Source organism: Deinococcus radiotolerans, assembly GCF_014647435.1.
Classification (GTDB): Bacteria; Deinococcota; Deinococci; order Deinococcales; family Deinococcaceae; genus Deinococcus; species Deinococcus radiotolerans.
In genome coordinates this window covers 302,717-318,104 of the sequence record NZ_BMPE01000001.1, presented here as the reverse complement: position 1 = coordinate 318,104, position 15,388 = coordinate 302,717, and the positions used below count along the sequence as shown (strand labels likewise).

General features: G+C 69.3%; 14 protein-coding genes. 8 read left to right on the top strand and 6 right to left on the bottom strand.

What is annotated here, in order from left to right; translation table 11 throughout:
- Positions 1-25 precede the first annotated feature (25 nt).
- Positions 26-1,573, bottom strand: a complete 1,548-nt coding sequence (gene nadB, locus IEY63_RS01525; protein WP_229784508.1) for an L-aspartate oxidase — start codon at positions 1,571-1,573, stop codon at positions 26-28.
- A gap of 85 nt (positions 1,574-1,658) precedes the next feature.
- On the opposite strand from nadB, the gene IEY63_RS22100 reads away from it, so the two are divergent.
- The 4 genes from IEY63_RS22100 to IEY63_RS01505 all read left to right on the top strand — a co-directional run bounded on the left by IEY63_RS22100 (position 1,659) and on the right by IEY63_RS01505 (position 4,285).
- A complete protein-coding gene (locus IEY63_RS22100) occupies positions 1,659-2,063 on the top strand; it encodes a hypothetical protein (RefSeq protein WP_229784412.1) in 405 nt (134 codons plus the stop codon).
- 28 nt (positions 2,064-2,091) lie between these two features.
- Positions 2,092-2,859, top strand: coding sequence for a class I SAM-dependent methyltransferase (locus IEY63_RS01515; protein ID WP_189067198.1), 768 nt, complete (start codon positions 2,092-2,094; stop codon positions 2,857-2,859).
- Between the two features lie 419 nt (positions 2,860-3,278).
- Positions 3,279-3,833, top strand: a complete 555-nt coding sequence (locus IEY63_RS01510) for a TetR/AcrR family transcriptional regulator (protein WP_189067197.1) — start codon at positions 3,279-3,281, stop codon at positions 3,831-3,833.
- Positions 3,830-4,285 carry a response regulator gene (locus IEY63_RS01505; protein ID WP_229784411.1) on the top strand — a complete coding sequence of 152 codons (456 nt, stop codon included), beginning with the start codon at positions 3,830-3,832 and terminating at the stop codon, positions 4,283-4,285. The genes IEY63_RS01510 and IEY63_RS01505 overlap by 4 nt, the downstream gene beginning before the upstream one ends.
- A gap of 52 nt (positions 4,286-4,337) precedes the next feature.
- On the opposite strand, the gene IEY63_RS01500 is transcribed toward IEY63_RS01505, so the two are convergent.
- Together IEY63_RS01500 and IEY63_RS01495 are read right to left on the bottom strand one after the other, a co-directional pair.
- Entirely contained in the window at positions 4,338-6,494 is a 2,157-nt protein-coding gene (locus tag IEY63_RS01500; protein WP_189067196.1) for a TRAP transporter permease, read from the bottom strand.
- A gap of 73 nt (positions 6,495-6,567) precedes the next feature.
- Positions 6,568-7,536 (bottom strand): TAXI family TRAP transporter solute-binding subunit, encoded by a 969-nt coding sequence (locus tag IEY63_RS01495; protein WP_189067195.1) that lies wholly within the window; start codon positions 7,534-7,536, stop codon positions 6,568-6,570.
- A gap of 180 nt (positions 7,537-7,716) precedes the next feature.
- On the opposite strand from IEY63_RS01495, the gene IEY63_RS01490 reads away from it, so the two are divergent.
- Positions 7,717-8,499: an amino acid ABC transporter ATP-binding protein gene (locus IEY63_RS01490; protein WP_308425082.1), complete on the top strand. Its 783-nt coding sequence runs from the start codon at positions 7,717-7,719 to the stop codon at positions 8,497-8,499.
- Positions 8,500-8,568: 69 nt separating this feature from the next.
- On the opposite strand, the gene IEY63_RS01485 is transcribed toward IEY63_RS01490, so the two are convergent.
- Both IEY63_RS01485 and IEY63_RS01480 read right to left on the bottom strand, forming a co-directional pair.
- Positions 8,569-9,795 carry an MFS transporter gene (locus IEY63_RS01485; protein ID WP_189067194.1) on the bottom strand — a complete coding sequence of 409 codons (1,227 nt, stop codon included), beginning with the start codon at positions 9,793-9,795 and terminating at the stop codon, positions 8,569-8,571.
- A gap of 70 nt (positions 9,796-9,865) precedes the next feature.
- Positions 9,866-10,777, bottom strand: a complete 912-nt coding sequence (locus IEY63_RS01480; protein WP_189067193.1) for a histone deacetylase family protein — start codon at positions 10,775-10,777, stop codon at positions 9,866-9,868.
- Between the two features lie 261 nt (positions 10,778-11,038).
- Here IEY63_RS01480 and IEY63_RS01475 point away from each other — a divergent pair, with 261 nt between their 5' ends.
- From IEY63_RS01475 to IEY63_RS01465, 3 genes are all read left to right on the top strand, one after another.
- Entirely contained in the window at positions 11,039-11,665 is a 627-nt protein-coding gene (locus tag IEY63_RS01475; RefSeq protein WP_189067192.1) for a Crp/Fnr family transcriptional regulator, read from the top strand.
- Between the two features lie 93 nt (positions 11,666-11,758).
- On the top strand, positions 11,759-12,799 hold the full coding sequence (locus IEY63_RS01470; protein WP_189067191.1) for a DNA double-strand break repair nuclease NurA: 1,041 nt from the start codon (positions 11,759-11,761) through the stop codon (positions 12,797-12,799).
- Complete coding sequence (locus IEY63_RS01465) at positions 12,796-14,616, top strand: ATP-binding protein (protein ID WP_229784410.1); 1,821 nt, start codon at positions 12,796-12,798, stop codon at positions 14,614-14,616. The genes IEY63_RS01470 and IEY63_RS01465 overlap by 4 nt, the downstream gene beginning before the upstream one ends.
- 57 nt (positions 14,617-14,673) lie before the next feature.
- On the opposite strand, the gene IEY63_RS01460 is transcribed toward IEY63_RS01465, so the two are convergent.
- On the bottom strand, positions 14,674-15,375 hold the full coding sequence (locus tag IEY63_RS01460; RefSeq protein WP_189067190.1) for an anti-sigma factor: 702 nt from the start codon (positions 15,373-15,375) through the stop codon (positions 14,674-14,676).
- Between the last annotated feature and the right edge of the window lie 13 nt (positions 15,376-15,388).

The window sequence follows — 15,388 nt, the reverse complement described above, 5'->3', positions numbered from 1 at the left end:
ACCCCCGCAGGTGTTGTGCGGATTTTCACGCGGATGACCCTAGCACAGCCGCGCGCGCCTCGGGCACGCCAACCGGCACGCGGGTCACCCCATCCCCCAGCGCCCGCGACTGCACCGAGTGCACGGCCGAGGCCGCCTCGCGCGGGAAGTCGGTGCGGTGATGCCCGCCACGCGACTCCTCGCGGGCCAGGGCTGATCGCAGCAGCCGCTCCCCAATCAGGGCGAGGTGGCCCGCCTCCAGGCTCTCGCGGGACTCGGCGGTCGTCTCCGGCCACCGCCAGCCGTCCAGCGCCGCGCGCAGGCCTGCCGCGTCCCGGCGCAGGCCCGCTGCACCCGCGACCACCTCACGCAGGGCGGGCAGGCACGCCGGGTCCACCAGCGGCGCGCTCAGGCCCTCCGAGCGGGCAGGCACGGCCTTCAGGGCGGCCAGGGCCGCGCGGGCCGCGCGCGCGCCGAACACCAGCCCCTCCGAGAGGCTGTTGCTGGCCAGGCGGTTCGCGCCGTGCAGGCCACTGGACGCGACCTCGCCCGCCGCGTACAGGCCGGGCACGGTCGAGCGGCCCTGCACGTCTGTCAGCACGCCGCCCATCGTGTAGTGCACGGCGGGCTGCACCGGGATCAGGTCCGTGCCCAGGTCCAGGCCCAGCGGGGCCAGGGACGCCGTGACGGTCGGGAAGCGCGTGCGCACGAACGCCGCGCCCAGGTGCCGCAGGTCCAGATCCACTCGGCCCGTCGCGGCAATCTCCGCGGCAATCGCGCGCGCCACGACGTCCCGCGGTGCGAGTTCCAGCGCGGGGTCGTAGCGTTCCATGAAGCGCTCACCGCGCGCGTTCAGCAGGCGGCCCCCCTCACCCCGCGCGGCCTCCGTGACCAGATGCGCCGCGCCGTGCCGGACCACGGCGGTCGGGTGGAACTGCACGAATTCTAGGTCCCGCAGCGCCGCGCCCGCCTGCCACGCCAGCCCCAGACCGTCCCCGGTGCCCTCGGGCGGCGCGGTCGTCACCGGGTACAGCCGCCCGAAGCCTCCGGTGGCAAGCAGCACCGCCCCGGCGCGGACCTTCACCGGCCCGTCCGGCGTGAGCAGGTCCGCGCCCACCACCGCGCCGCCCGACACGCGCAGGTTCCGCACGAACGCGTGCTCCAGCACCCGCAGCGCTGGACTGCGGCCCGCCTGGAGCGCCTCGGCGAGGGCCACGCTGATCGCGTGCCCGGTCGCGTCCCCCTGATGCCGGATGCGCGCCCGGCTGTGCCCGCCCTCCAGGGTGGCGTGCGGGCTGAAGGTCACGCCCAGGTCCCGCAGGGTCTCCACGTGCGAGCGGGCGTCACGCACGAACGCCTGAACCGCCTCCGGTTCACACAGGCCGCGCGCGGCCTTCAGGGTGTCCTGCGCGTGCGCGTCCTCGTCCCCCTGCGCCAGGGGCGCGGCGATCCCGCCCTGCGCCCAACGGGTCGAGCCGCCCACCAGCGGCGTCTTGCAGGCCAGGATCACGTCCGCGCCGTAACTGCGCGCCGTGAGGGTCGCGTACGCCCCGGCCACCCCGCCGCCCACCACGAGCAGCTCTGTTTCCAGCATCTTCACGACGGCCAGGGTACGTCAGGTCAGCAGGTCGTGGACGGCAGTCCTCCGTGCAGGCGGCACCTTGCTACACTGCGCCCTGATGACACGTCTCCTGCTGGCCCTGGCGGGCGTGGTGCTGCTGGCCGTAACGGCGCTGGCCGCCGTGTGGCTGCTGGGACAACTCCTGACCGGGCTGGGCCTGTTCATCGTGGGCGCCGCGGGCGTGCTGGGCCGCCTGCTGTGGTTCCTGCTGATCACGGGCGTCCTGGCCGGCGTGGTGTACTTCGTCACGAGTGCGTGGCGGCCCAGCGTGCGTGAGCCGGTCCGTCCCCTCGCCCCGCGCCCCCTGAAAGCCCGGGCCGGGAGGAACGCACCGGAAGCTGGGCGCGCCGGCACGGCCGTCCGGTCTGAACCCGTCCGGGCAGAGCCAGTCCGCGTCCCTCCTGCACCGGTCCAGACCACCACTCCAGAGCTGAGCAGCGAGCCGGTCCGGGCCGAAACCTGACGCCATGTCCGGCCCGTATGCTGCGGGCATGAACGACAGCGAAGTGGTGAATCCCGCCCGTTTCCTGGGTCGCGCGGACGCCTACGCCGCGGCCCGCCCGGGGTACCCGGCCGCGCTGGGCGCGTGGCTGCGGGACGCCGGGCTGCTGACCGGCCGAGTCGCGGATATTGGCGCGGGCACCGGCCGGTTCACAGCGCTGCTGCTGGACATGGGGGCGAGCGTGGCCGCCGTGGAACCCAACCCGGAGATGCGCGCCCACCTGGAAGATCACCTATCAGCCGCGGTGCGGGCGGGGCAGCTGACCGTCCACGCGGGCACCTCCGAAGCCACGGGTCTAGCGGACGGCAGCGTGGACCTGATCACGGCGGCGCAGGCGGCGCACTGGTTCGATCCGGCCCGTACCGTCCCGGAGTTCAGGCGGGTCCTGCGGCCCGGCGGGCGCGTCCTGCTTGTCTGGAATGACTGGCGGGCCGTGGACAGCATGTTCAACCGCGCGTACGGCGAGGTGGTGCGCCAGCACGCGGGTGACGATCCCCTGCGGACCCGCGTGCTGGACGATGAACTGCCACTGCACCTGCCGGGCGGTTTCGAACGGTTGACGTTCACGCACCGGCATCCGTTGTCCCGCGAGGGATTGACCGCCCTGGCGAGCAGCGTCAGCTACCTGCCGAACCAGAATGACCCGGCGTACCCGGCGTTACGCGGCGACCTGAACGCCATCTTCGACTCGCACCAGTCCGGGGGGCTGGTGGCGCTGGACTATCAGACTCAGGTGTTCCTGGGCAGCGTGGAGTGATGCCAGAGCGGAACCAGCGAAGGCGGAGCTGAAGTGGGAACGGCTCATTGATACGGTGGAGCACTGCCTCAAACGGTCTGCCGGTATTGAATTGTTCCTTGACAGGCCAGTGAGTTTCGGCTTCCGGCGCCCCGGTTGGCCCCGCATTCCAACTCAGCCGTTGACGTTTACGTGTTCTTCGATCAGCTTGATCCAGATAGAACATGTGAAATAGATGAGGCCAACGGTGAGCCCTGAGCGCTCGGAGCATCTTTCAGTCAGAGCCTCCGACTGCCTGGCACTTGGCCGTGACCGAGGCTGTCTACCGCGAGAGTGACACGCAGCCGTCGTGCAGGAATGGACAGCTTTTCAGCCAATGTCCAGAAGACGGCCAGTTCAGTCAGGCCGCAGACATGAAAGGAACATAAAATCGGTGAGTAATGGCGTCCAGAAACCGTAGCGTCCGGCGAACGAAGGCCGCGCTTCAGTCCGCACTGGTGGACCTGCTGCTGGAGCACAGGAGTCTACAGACCGTCACCGTCCAGGCCATCTGTGACCGGGCCGACATCAGCCGCTCGACCTTCTACCTTCATTTTGAGAACAAAGACGACGTCCTCAGCAGCTACCTCCTCCAGGCGGTGGGCCGCGTTCACGAGGCGCTGCGGGCGTGGACCGGCCCGGAGGATTCACGCTGGACGGTCTATTTCGCCCACATTGCCCATATTGCCCCGGTCCTCAGTTCCCTCAGCCCGACAGGGGGGCCGCACGCGATCCTCTCGCGGTACGAGCAGCAGTTCGCGGTCATCATGCAGGACCTCGTGGTGCCCGGACGCGTGGCCGTCACGGACGCAACCGTGTCATACCAGGCGCATTACTTCAGCGGTGGCCTGCTGTCCCTCACGTGGTGGTGGGTGGAAGAGGACCGCTGCGCAACCCCGGCCCAGGAGATGTCCCGCCGGTATCACGCGCTGTGCAGCGGTCAGCTGTGCCCGTGAGCGGGTCCGGGCAGGGCCGGACGCCAGCGCAGTTGCGGGTGCTGCTGGCGGATGACAACCTCGGCGACCGCCTGCTGGCGGAGGAGGCGTTCGCGGCGCTGGCGCAGCCCGTGGACCTCCAGTTCGCCGAGAACGGCCGTCAGGCGCTCGAACGGCTGCGGGACGACCGGGACTGGCAGCCGGACGTGGTGGTCCTGGACATCAACATGCCCATCATGAACGGCTTCGAGGCCCTGCAGTCCATCCGGCGTGACCCGGCCCTGAGTCTGTATCCGGTGGTGATGCTGTCGTCCTCCAGGGATCCGGAGGACATCGTCACGGCCTACGATCTGCTGGCGTCCTCGTACCTGACCAAGGAGCAGGACTTCCCGCGGTTCATGGATCAGATCGAGTCGTTCGTGGCGTTCTGGTCCACGTGCCGTTTCAGCCCGGGCCGCGGCGCGCACACCTGAACAAGGCCCGGCGGCGACGGGTGTCCGTCGCCGCCGGGCCGGGTCCGTCACGTCAGGCGACGGCGACCGGGGCGGGCGGTTCGGAACGCCCGCTGGCTTTCTGCCAGAAGTACACGGCAGCGATCAGGCAGAGCGCGGCGAGGTTCCACACGATCTGGGTGGGAATGATCAGGATGAATGACGCGATAAGCAGCAGCAGCGCCTGGACGGGATTCGTGCGGCGGTGCAGGAAGCGCAGCGTGGCGGCGCTGAAGGCGACGAGGCCGATGAACGCGAAGAAGATCATGGGGAGCGCCTCAACCCAGGTGACGCCGCCCAGCCGGTTGTTTGCGATGAGCAGCAGTTGCGGGTTGAAGAACATCATGTACGCCAGCAGCGCGGTGCGCAGTTCGTACTGGAAGGCCTGCACGCCGGTCGCGACCGGGTTCCCGCCGCTGATGGCCGCGGCGGCGAAGGCGGCCAGCGCGACGGGCGGGGTGCTGTCGGCCATGATCCCGAAGTAGAAGACGAACATGTGCACGGGAAGCATCTGGGCGGGGTTGCTGGTGTCCAGTCCGGCGATCTTGGCGATGATGGGGACGATCAGGGCGCTCATGAGGATGTAGTTCGCGGTGGTGGGCAGGCCCATCCCTAGGATCAGCGCGATGAGCTGCGCCATGACCAGCACCACCACGATGGATATGAAGGTCGCCACCTGCGGCCCGGCGAAGGCCATCAGGTTCTTGATGCCGTCACTGACGAACTGCACGATGTCCGCGAGGCCGAAGCCCAGGCCGGTGATGGTCACGATCCCGACGATGATTCCGGCGGCGGCCGTGGCGATGGCGATCCCGATCATGGAACGCGCGCCGCTCTCGAAGGCCTCGATGATCTTGCGCCCACCGTCGAGCAGGCCCTGGCCGAGGCCGCGGCCGTCCCGCTGGCCCAGCACGGCTTCCTGAATGAACATCATGCCGAGCATCAAGAAAATCGTGTTCAGCGCAACGCGTTCGGGCGTGGCGTCGGGGTTGATGGTCAGCGTGCCGATCAGGTACACCAGCGGGATCAGGTAGTACCACCCGGCGAGCAGCGTCTGGCGGACGCGGGGCAGTTCACTTTTCGGCAGGCCGCGTAGGCCGAGCTTCAGGGCCTCAATGTGCGAGACGACGAGCAGCGCGCCGTAGCAGAGGAACGCGGGGATGGCCGCGGCGAGGATCAGGCTGCGGTACTCGATGTTGAGGTTCTGCGCCATGATGAACGCGGCGGCGCCCATGACGGGCGGCATGAGCTGGCCGTTGCTGGAACTGGCAACCTCGATGGCCCCGGCCTTCTCCCGGCTGTACCCGGTTCGGATCATGGTGCCGATGGTGATGTTCCCGCCGGTGACGACGTTGCTGACGGCGGAGCCGGAGATCACGCCGTTCAGGGCGCTGGACAGGATGCTGGCCTTGGCGGCGCCGCCGCGGAAGCCGCCCAGCAGGCCCTGCGCGACGTGCATGAACCACTCTCCCGCGCCGAGCTTGTCGAAGATCGCGCCGAACAGCACGAACAGGAACACAATCTGCGCGGACACGCCGATGGCCGTTCCGAAGATGCCCTCGGTGTTCGCGAACAGCTGCCCCACGACCTGCGGCCAGGTCTGCCCGGCGTGCAGCTGAAGCTGCGGGCCCAGGTCGCCGCGGATCAGGCCCTTGGGGCCGGTCAGGGCGTACAGCATGAACACGCCCGCGACGATGGGCATGGCGATGCCGATGGTGCGCCACGCGGCGAGCAGCAGCAGGATGACCATGCCGCTGCCCACCCACACGTCGGTGTTCGTCAGCAGGCCGCCCTGTTCGTTCGCGATGTGCGGGTACTGCGCGATGAGGTACGCGGCGGTGCCGGTCGCGCCAATCCCAAGAATCCAGTCGTACCAGGGGACGCGGGTCTGCGGCTGCCCGGGCGTCTTGCGGTGGGGGAACACGAGGTACGCGAGGAAGAACGCGAAGCCCAGGTGCGTGGCGCGCAGGGTGAGGGTGTCGATGTTGCCGACCTGCGCGGCGTACATCTGGTACAGGCACCACGCGACCGCGACGAGGGTCACGAGGCCGCGCTGCCAGCCGAAGAGTTTGCGTCCGCCGGTCTCGGCGGCCTCGACCATCTCGATGGCGCGGCGTTCGCCTTCGGTCATCTCCTGGCCGGGCGGGGTGAGGGTGGGGTCGCTGCTGATGGGGCGGGTGGGGTCGCTCATGGGTTCCTCATGGGTTGAATGGGGTTGGGGGCCAGCCCGACTGCGTTCCGGGCTGGCCCCCACACGCGGGCCGTTACTTGACGCTCAGGCCTTTTTCCTTGAAGAACTTGACGGCCCCGGGGTGCAGGGGCGCGGGGATACCCTTGACCGCCTTGGCGTAGCTGAAGTTGGTCGCGAGGCTGGGGTGAATGGCCTTCAGGGCGGCCTCGTCGTCGAAGATGGCCTTCATGGCCTTGTACACGGCGTCCTCGCTGACGGCGGTGCTGGTGACCAGGGTGGCCTGCACGGCGACGCTGGGCACGGTGGCGCCCACGCCCTTGTAGCTCTTGGCGGGGATGTTGTAGCGGACGTAGAAGGGGTACTTCTTGATCAGGCTGCTGGCCTGGTTGCCGCTGACGGGGACCATGGTGACGTCCACGGTCTGCGCGATCTGACTGATGGCGCTGGCACCCACACCCACGGTGTAGAACAGCGCGTCGGCGCGTTTGTCCTGCATCAGGGTGATGCCCTGCGCGGGCGACACGCGCAGCGCCTGACCCAGGTCGTCAAAGCCCAGGCCGTAGCTTTCGAGCACCTGCTTGGCGGTCAGTTCGGTGCCGGAGCCCAGGTCGCCGATCACGACGCGTTTGCCTTTCAGGTCGGCAATCGAGCGGATGCCGCTGTCCTTGCGGGCCACGACGTGCAGCACCTCGGGGTACAGGACGGCCATGGTGCGCAGCTTGGCGTTCGCCTTGCCCTGGAAGGCCTGGAGGCCGGTGCCCTTGTAGGCGTAGTACACGACGTCGTTCTGCGCGACGGCCGCGTCGAGTTCGCCGGTGGCGATGGCGTTGACGTTGAAGACGCTGCCCCCGGTCGAGCGGGCATTGGCGCGCACGCCGGCCCCGGCGTCGTTGACCATCTTGGCCATGCCGGTCGCGACGGGGAAGTACACACCGGTGGTGCTGCCCGAGCCGATGGTGAGGAACGTGGTGCCCTGCGCGAGGGCGATGGCGGCGGTGCCGAGCACGAGCAGGGCGCCGAGTTGTTTCGTGGTCTTCTTCATGGTTCCTCCTGAAGGTAGACGGGCAGATGAGAAGTTTCAGCCCGGGGTGTGAAGAGTAGGCGGATGGTACCACAGGGGGGTTTACAGCCGAATGAAAGGTGTGGGGACGCGCCCACTGGTACATCAGGCCACGGTGGCGCACGCTGCATGCCCAGCGCAGGCGGCGCTACCATACACGGCATGACGCAGTCCTCCCCCACCGCCACGGGCCGCCAGATTCGCCGGGACGCTCCCCCCATCATTGATGTGCGTGACGTGCACAAGCATTTCGGCAGCTTCCACGCGCTGCGCGGCGTGAACCTGCGCGTGCAGCCGGGCGAGGTCGTGGTCGTGATCGGCCCGTCCGGCAGTGGCAAGAGTACGTTCATCCGCACCATCAATGCGCTGGACCCGCACGACGGGGGCCAGATCACGGTGGACGGCATTCCGCTGGACGGGAAGGGCAACCTAGACGCCATCCGCCGTGAGGTGGGCATGGTGTTCCAGTCATTCAACCTCTTCCCGCACCTGACCGTGCTGGAGAACATCACGCTGGCCCCCACCCGCGTGCGCAAGCAGAGCAAGGCCGAGGCCGAGAAGCGCGGCCTGGAGCTGCTGCGCCGCGTGGGCATCGAGGAGCAGGCGCACAAGTACCCGGCGCAGCTGTCGGGCGGGCAGCAGCAGCGCGTGGCGATCGCGCGGGCGCTGGCCATGGACCCGAAGGTGATGCTGTTCGACGAGCCGACCAGCGCCCTGGATCCCGAGATGATCAAGGAGGTGCTGGACGTCATGAAGGAACTGGCGCGCACCGGCATGACCATGCTGGTTGTCACACACGAAATGGGCTTCGCGCGTGAGGTCGCCGACCGCATCCTGTTCTTTGATCAGGGCAACATCGTCGAGGACACCACCCCGGAGGACTTCTACCAGAACCCGAAGCATGAGCGCGCCAAGGCGTTCCTCAGCAAGATCCTGGGCCACTGAGCTCATTCAGGCGGCGGGCGCCCCCGGTTCACGCCGGGCGGCGCCCTTCTGCGTTCAGGCACGGGCGGTTCAGGCGTCGCGCCTCAGCTTCCCGCACCACACCCAGGCGGCGGCGCACAGGACGCCGCTGAGCACGAAGACGGGGCCGTACCCGGCGCGGTCGGCGATCAGACCGCCCAGAACGGGAGTGAACAGCGCCGCGCCGACCAGGGTGTTCAGGGTGCCGATGTAGCGGCTGCGGGCGTGTTCCGGCGCGATGTTCAGCAGGTGGTTGGTGTGCCCCAGGTTGAAGCCCTGCGCGGCGGTGCTGGTCAGGATGAACGCGAACAGGTACGTCCAGCTGGGCAGGTGCAGAAGGCCCACCGTCAGCGCCCACAGGGGCGCGAGGCCGTAGAAGACGCTGGCGTACCGGATGATGCGCCGCGAGCCCTTGCGCTCGGCGACGCGCTGCCACACGATGTTGCTCAGAGGCGCCGCGCCGGTCAGGGCCATGACGAAGGTACCCAGCGTGGCGGCCGGGTAGTGCAGTTCACGCAGGGCGTACACGGCCAGGAAGGGGTCGCTCATGCTGGCCGCGGCCAGCAGCAGCCGCACGGTCAGAAACGCCCGGAAGTGCGGGTCGCGGAGCGTGTCGGGAATGGCGCGGAACTCGGCGCGGGTGCCCTGCCGGTCCAGGGGCGTGTCGGCGGGTTCCTGCACCAGGCCGAACACCCAGTACCCGAACGTGAAGGCCACGGTGCCCAGCGCGAGGATCAGCGCGTAGTTCAGCGGGAAGGTCAGGTCGCTGCCCAGGATGGCCCGCACGAGCAGGCCTGCTCCGAAGGCGAGCAGGCCGCCGTACAGGTTGCGCGTGCCGAAGTAGCGGGCGCGGCGTTCACTGGGCACGGTCTTGCTGACGACCTCCAGAAACGGCAGGCCGCTGACGCCGGACGCCAGGGCGTTCAGGCCCATCGCGAGGATGAACAGCGTGAGGCACAGCGCGGGCCGGTCGGCGAGCAGCGCGGCAGCCAGCACCATGAAGATGTACGTGCCGGTGCGCACCATGGCCGCCGAGCGGTAAACGGGGAGTTTGTGGGTCAGGGGGCGCACGCGCGCAGCGACGAGCAGTTGCGGCAGCATCCACCCGCCGCCCGCGATGGCGGGGAGCAGACCGATGACCCAGTTGGGCGCGCCGAGGCGGGCGGCGAAGCCGGTCAGGACGACGGCGACACTCATGAAGCCGTCGCCCAGGAAGACGGCCCAGCCGTTCAGGATGCCCAGGCGTTCGTTGCGGTTCCACGGCGCGCGGGTCGTCATGCGGCGCATTATCCGCCTGAACCGATTCAGTTGATCGGAACAGCCGGACGCGACCACAGGCGCACTTTGGTCAGGTCAGCACGTCCAGACCGTCGAGGACCACACTGGCGTGCGCCTCGACCGTCAGGGCGTGGTCGCGGTTGTACCCGCCGGCCATCATCGTGACGACCGGGATGCCCGCCCCGCGCGCCCAGCTCAGCACGGCGCGGTTGCGCTCGCGCACGCCGTCCAGGGTCAGGGCGAAGCGGCCGAAGCGGTCCCCGGCCAGCACGTCCACACCGGCGAGATACAGCAGCACGTCCGGGCGGAAGGCGTCCAGCGCCGGGAGGGCCTGGGTGTGCAGCACGTGCAGGTACTGCTGATCGGTCACGCCGTCGCCCAGCCCCAGGTCGAGGCTGCTGCGCTCCTTCCGGAAGGGGTAGTTGCGCTCACCGTGAATGCTGAGGGTGAAGGCCCGCGCCTCGTGTTCCAGCAGCGCGGCGGTGCCGTTGCCTTGGTGCACGTCCAGATCGAGGATCGCCACGCGGTGGGCCAGGCCTTCGTCCAGCGCGACCCGCGTGAGGATCGCGGCGTCGTTCACGAGGCAGAACCCCTCGGCCCGGTCACGGAAGGCGTGGTGCGTGCCCCCCGCCAGGTTGATGCCCCACCCCACCGTCAGGGCGTCGTGCAGGGCGGCCAGGGAGCCCCCGGCGGCGCGGCGGGCGCGTTCCACCACCTCGGGGCTCCAGGGCAGGCCGAAGGCGCGTTCCTCATGCCGGTCAATTTCGCCCTTGCGCCAGCGCCGCAGCCACAGCGGGTCGTGGGCGCGCGCGGCGTCCGCCCAGCTGAGGTTCGGGGTGTCCAGCACGGGCAGCAGCCCGCTCAGGCGGTCGCGGACGCCCGCGTACTTGTACGCCGGGAAGCGGTGCCCGTCCGGCAGGGGGAAGGTGTAGGCGGCGGGGGTCCAGGCCCGGTACGGCCCGGTGTGGTCGGCAGCGGTCACGTCTGGCAGTCTGCCCGGTCTGGCGCGGCGGATGGGGGTGCGGGCGCACGGTGGACGAGCAGATCAGCCCGGTTCCCGGCAGTGACATGAGAGGCGACCGGATTTCCAGGGGACGGCGTTTGGCGGTGTGTTCACACTGTGTTCCCGCAACAATTCAAGCTTGTACAAGGTTTGTACACTCCAGGTCGAGAGAAGGTTTGGCGACTCAACCACGTTCGCCCTCTGCTCCGCCGTGGGCGGATGATCCCAGGAGTTCCGACCATGACCTACATTGCCCCCCCCACCCCGCATCCCTACACGGATCCCAACCGCACCGTCCGCCGCGGCCAGACCCTCTACTACGCCGGGGACGCCGCCCCCAGCCTCTACCGCCTGGAAAGCGGCCTGATGCGCGCCGTGCGTCTCACCCCGCAAGGCCGCAACCTGACCGTGCGCCACATCCGCCCCGGCGACATCTTCGGCGAGGAATGCCTGCACGGCACCACCCGCGGCCATCAGGTCGTCGCCCTGACCGATGCCGTCCTGACACCCATCCACCCGCAGCACCTGTCGCAGAGCGAGCTGTGGGACCTGACCCGCAGCCTCAGCCATCAGCTGCAGCGCATGATGACCGACGGCGTGCACATCCAGGACGGCGACCTGCGCGAACGCATTGCCCGCTACCTGCTGAACCTCGCGGACAGCAGCCTGGGTGGTCAGCACCCGGACGGCACGCGCTTCGTGCGCGCCACGCACGAACTGATCGCCGAGGGTACCGGCGCCACCCGCGAGAGCGTCAGCAAACTGATCGGCGAGATGCGCGACGACGGCCTGCTGAACCCCGCGTACCGCTGCCTGACCCTGACGGACGAGGCGGGCCTGCGCCTGCTCAGCGGCTACCACGGCTGAACTCACCCGTGCCCCGCGCGCCGTCCCTTCACGGGGGCGGCGTTTTCGTGCGCCGCGCACGTCACCGCACTCATTTTCTGTCCGGCACGTAGAATGGCCCGCATGCGTATCCGCCTTGACCCCTGGCCCGTGGATCTCCAGGGGGGACAGCTCACCCTCAAAGCCTTCGACGGCACCCTCGACGATCTGGAAACGCCCCGCTGGGCGGCGCTGCCCGCCCGGCCCATCCCGGAACGGCTGAAACAGGTGTTCGTCGTGGACGGCAAACGCCGCATGGAATCCCGCATCTTCATCGAGGACCCCCGCGGCCAGAGCGGCCTGGGCGGCTTCGGCGCGTTCGTGGTGGGCGCCGTCGATCTGTGCCCCCACGGCACGCGGCAGGCGGAACTGATAGCCGTGAAGGCGCAGCGCCTGCTGGCGCACGCCCCGAACCTGCTGGTTGAGCCGGCCCAGCTCACGCCCCGCAACCCGCACACCGGGCAGCTGGAGTACGCCCCGGCGCCCATGCAGGGCCACGATCCGCTGGCGGCGCTGAACACCCTGCAACAGCACATGCTGAGGGCCGAGCAGCTCCTGTCGCACTCACTGGCGTCGCGCGTGCCGGTGGACGAGGCGGACGACCGCGAGTGGCTGACCGCCCTGACCATCCAGGACGGCACCCTGCGCGGCCAGAACCTCCAGGGCGCGGTGGTCGGCTGCGTGAAGACCATGGAGACCATGTACCTGCCCGCCGACCGCGCCGGACTGCTGAGTGAACTGAAACCCGGCGAGCGCACCCCGGTCCTGCGCATGACCTACGAGGGCGGGCAGTTCACACGCCTGATCTGGTACGTGCGCCTGTGCGAGGCGGCGTTCTACCAGCATCCCATGAGCGGCGTGATGCGCCTGGAGATGTTCGCGCCGGACGACACGGACTTCCTGCCGCCCATCGTGCGTCAGGTGGCGAACCTGTCCGGCACGCTCCTGACGCGACTGGGCAGCCGAGCGCACAAGGACCCGCGCGCGCCGCAGAACCTGATCCCGACGGCGGCGCTGGAGCAGGCAATGAACCGCTCGATGGGCAGCGCGGATCTGGTCACGCGTCGCATCCGGGCGCACATCGCCGCGACGTTCGGGCGCGAGGCCGTCGCATGACCGACGTGCGCGGACAGTCGCCTGTGACGGGCGCGGTGGTGGGCATGGTGCTGGGCACGCAGGACGTGACGCCAGTCAGTTTCTGGTTCGCGGTGCAGCCCGGCGCGAGCATCCAGCTCGACGATCTGGTCGTGGTGGGCACCCGCAAGCCCGACGGGGCGGAGGTGCGCTTCTACGGGATCGTGGATCACGTCCGCACCCGGCACGAGGGCGTGACCTTCGACAGCGACGTGCAGGACGTCGCGGCGGGCCTGCTGCCTGCGAGTGTCAGTTACGCGGCGCGGGTGCTGGTCACGCGGGTGCACCCGGAGAACTTCATTCCGCCGCAGCCGGGGGACGTGGTGCGGCACGCGCGGGACGCCGACCTGCGCATGGCGCTCAGCGCGGACAAGATGGGCGACCGCGCCTTCCCCGGTGGCCTGCTGGCCGACGGGCAGGTACTGCCGCTGAACTACCGCTTCGTGAACGGCGAGAACGGCGGGCACATCAACATCAGTGGGATCTCGGGCGTGGCGACGAAGACCAGTTACGCACTGTTCCTGCTGCACTCAATCTTCCGCAGCGGCGTGATGGGCGCGTCCGCGTCGGCGGGGCGGGCGCTGATCTTCAACGTGAAGGGCGAGGACCTGCTGTTTCTCGATCAGGCGAACAAGGACGTGGGAGCGCGTGAGGCGGACGCGCAAGCGCAAAAGGGCCTGCCGCGCACCCGCTACGACCTGATGAACCTCCCGGCGGAAGCGTTCCGGGACGTGCAGTTCCTCGCGCCGCCCCGCCCCGGCAGTGCGGCGGGCGCGATCGTGCCGCAAGTCGAGCAGCGCGCCAGTGGCGTGACGCCGTTCCTGTACTCGCTGCGGGAGTTCTGCCTGCGCCGCATGCTGCCCTACGTGTTCGTGGACCGGGACGCCAGCGTGAACCTGGGTTTCGTCATCGGCAGCATCGAGGACCGCCTGTACCGCCTCGCGCAGGGGGCCGACACGCCGTACCTGACGGTGGACGACTGGCAGCCGGACACCGAGCAGCTCCTAGATGAGGACGTGCGCTTCGACGAGCTGGGCGGCGTGCGGATCAGCACCTTCCCGCAGCTGGTGGCGTACCTGGAATACAAACTGCTGGACGCGAACGACGGCGAGGGTGACCGCAAGTGGGTGGGCAAGCAGTCCCCCGCCACCTTGCAGGCGTTCATCCGGCGGTTACGGGGCGTGCAGAAGCACCTCACGCCGCTGGTGCGCGGGGACCTGAGCGCCGCGCAGGCCGCGCAGTACCGCCCGGACCCGCTGAAGCCCGGCGTGCAGACGACCGTGGTGGACATTCACACGCTGTCCGCCACCGCGCAGATGTTCGTGGTGGGCGTGCTGCTGCGTGACCTGTTCGAGCACAAGGAACGCGTGGGGCGGCAGGACACAATCTTCGTTGTGCTGGACGAGCTGAACAAGTACGCGCCGCGCGATGGGGACAGCCCGATCAAGGACGTGCTGCTGGACATCGCCGAACGCGGCCGCAGCCTGGGGATCATCCTGATCGGCGCGCAGCAGACCGCCAGCGAGGTCGAGCGGCGCATCGTGTCGAACGCCGCGATCCGCGTGGTGGGTCGCCTGGACCTCGCCGAGGCCGAGCGGCCCGAGTACCGCTTCCTGCCGCAGAGTTTCCGTGCGCGCGCGGGTATTCTCCAGCCGGGCACCATGCTGGTCAGTCAGCCGGACGTGCCAAACCCCGTGCTGGTGAACTACCCGTTCCCTGCCTGGGCGACCCGCAAGGACGAGGTGGATGACCTGCGCGGGAAGAAGATCGAGGACGTCGGAGACGACTGGCTGCGCTGACACGCGAACACGGAGGTGGGCCTGGATGCATGATCCAGGCCCACCGTGCTAGGCGCTTCAGAGCGCCTGAACCAGGATCGGCGTCGTGGTGGGCTGCTCGCTGCCACCCACCGGCTCCACGCTCACCGCGACCGTCTGCCCGGCCTGCACCGTGGGCAGCACGATGCCCTGACCCTCGAAGACGCCCACGCTGACGGGCTTGCCGTCCTCGATCCGCCACAGCTGGTACACCCGGTCCTGTGGGGCCATGGCGTTCAGGTGCAGGTACCCCCGGCCGTCGGGTAGGCGAACCAGCTCGCCGAGGGTCGTGCCCTGCTGCGTCAGCGGTTGCATCTGCGCGCCAGGGGTGGACTGGTACTGGCTGAGCAGGTCCGGCGTGCTGGGCGGCCGGAGGAACAAGACGCCCAGCGTCAGCGCGGCCACCACGGCGAGCAGCATCAGCCGCCAGTTCATGCGGCCCGGTGCGGGGCGCGCGGCGTCCGTCGTCACGGGGGCCTCTGGGGTGTTCAGGGACAGGTTGGCGGGGGGGGCGTCGCCACTCGTTTCGCGGCGCAGGCGTTCGATCAGGCGCGCTTCAGCCCCGGCGGGCACCTCGGCGGGTGGCAGGGTGTCGGGCAGGCTGTGCAGCAGGTCGAGGTCGGCGCGGTACTCGCGGGCCAGGGCGGGGTCCGCGTCGATGGCCGCGCGGACGCGGCGCTCGTCTTCGGGGCCGAGTTGACCCAGCGCGAGGGCCAGAATGTCGTCTCTGCTGATGGTCACAGTTCACCTGCCT

What these genes read in the sequence shown, in the direction of transcription:
- IEY63_RS01485 (WP_189067194.1), bottom strand. Translation starts at nt 9,795, where the DNA reads ATGACGACCCGCGCGCCGTGGAACCGCAACGAACGCCTGGGCATCCTG.
- IEY63_RS01500 (WP_189067196.1), bottom strand. Translation starts at nt 6,494, where the DNA reads ATGAGCGACCCCACCCGCCCCATCAGCAGCGACCCCACCCTCACCCCG.
- IEY63_RS01510 (WP_189067197.1), top strand. Translation starts at nt 3,279, where the DNA reads ATGGCGTCCAGAAACCGTAGCGTCCGGCGAACGAAGGCCGCGCTTCAG.
- IEY63_RS01465 (WP_229784410.1), top strand. Translation starts at nt 12,796, where the DNA reads ATGACCGACGTGCGCGGACAGTCGCCTGTGACGGGCGCGGTGGTGGGC.
- IEY63_RS01490 (WP_308425082.1), top strand. Translation starts at nt 7,717, where the DNA reads ATGACGCAGTCCTCCCCCACCGCCACGGGCCGCCAGATTCGCCGGGAC.
- IEY63_RS22100 (WP_229784412.1), top strand. Translation starts at nt 1,659, where the DNA reads ATGACACGTCTCCTGCTGGCCCTGGCGGGCGTGGTGCTGCTGGCCGTA.
- IEY63_RS01515 (WP_189067198.1), top strand. Translation starts at nt 2,092, where the DNA reads ATGAACGACAGCGAAGTGGTGAATCCCGCCCGTTTCCTGGGTCGCGCG.
- IEY63_RS01495 (WP_189067195.1), bottom strand. Translation starts at nt 7,536, where the DNA reads ATGAAGAAGACCACGAAACAACTCGGCGCCCTGCTCGTGCTCGGCACC.
- nadB (WP_229784508.1), bottom strand. Translation starts at nt 1,573, where the DNA reads ATGCTGGAAACAGAGCTGCTCGTGGTGGGCGGCGGGGTGGCCGGGGCG.
- IEY63_RS01475 (WP_189067192.1), top strand. Translation starts at nt 11,039, where the DNA reads ATGACCTACATTGCCCCCCCCACCCCGCATCCCTACACGGATCCCAAC.
- IEY63_RS01470 (WP_189067191.1), top strand. Translation starts at nt 11,759, where the DNA reads ATGGCCCGCATGCGTATCCGCCTTGACCCCTGGCCCGTGGATCTCCAG.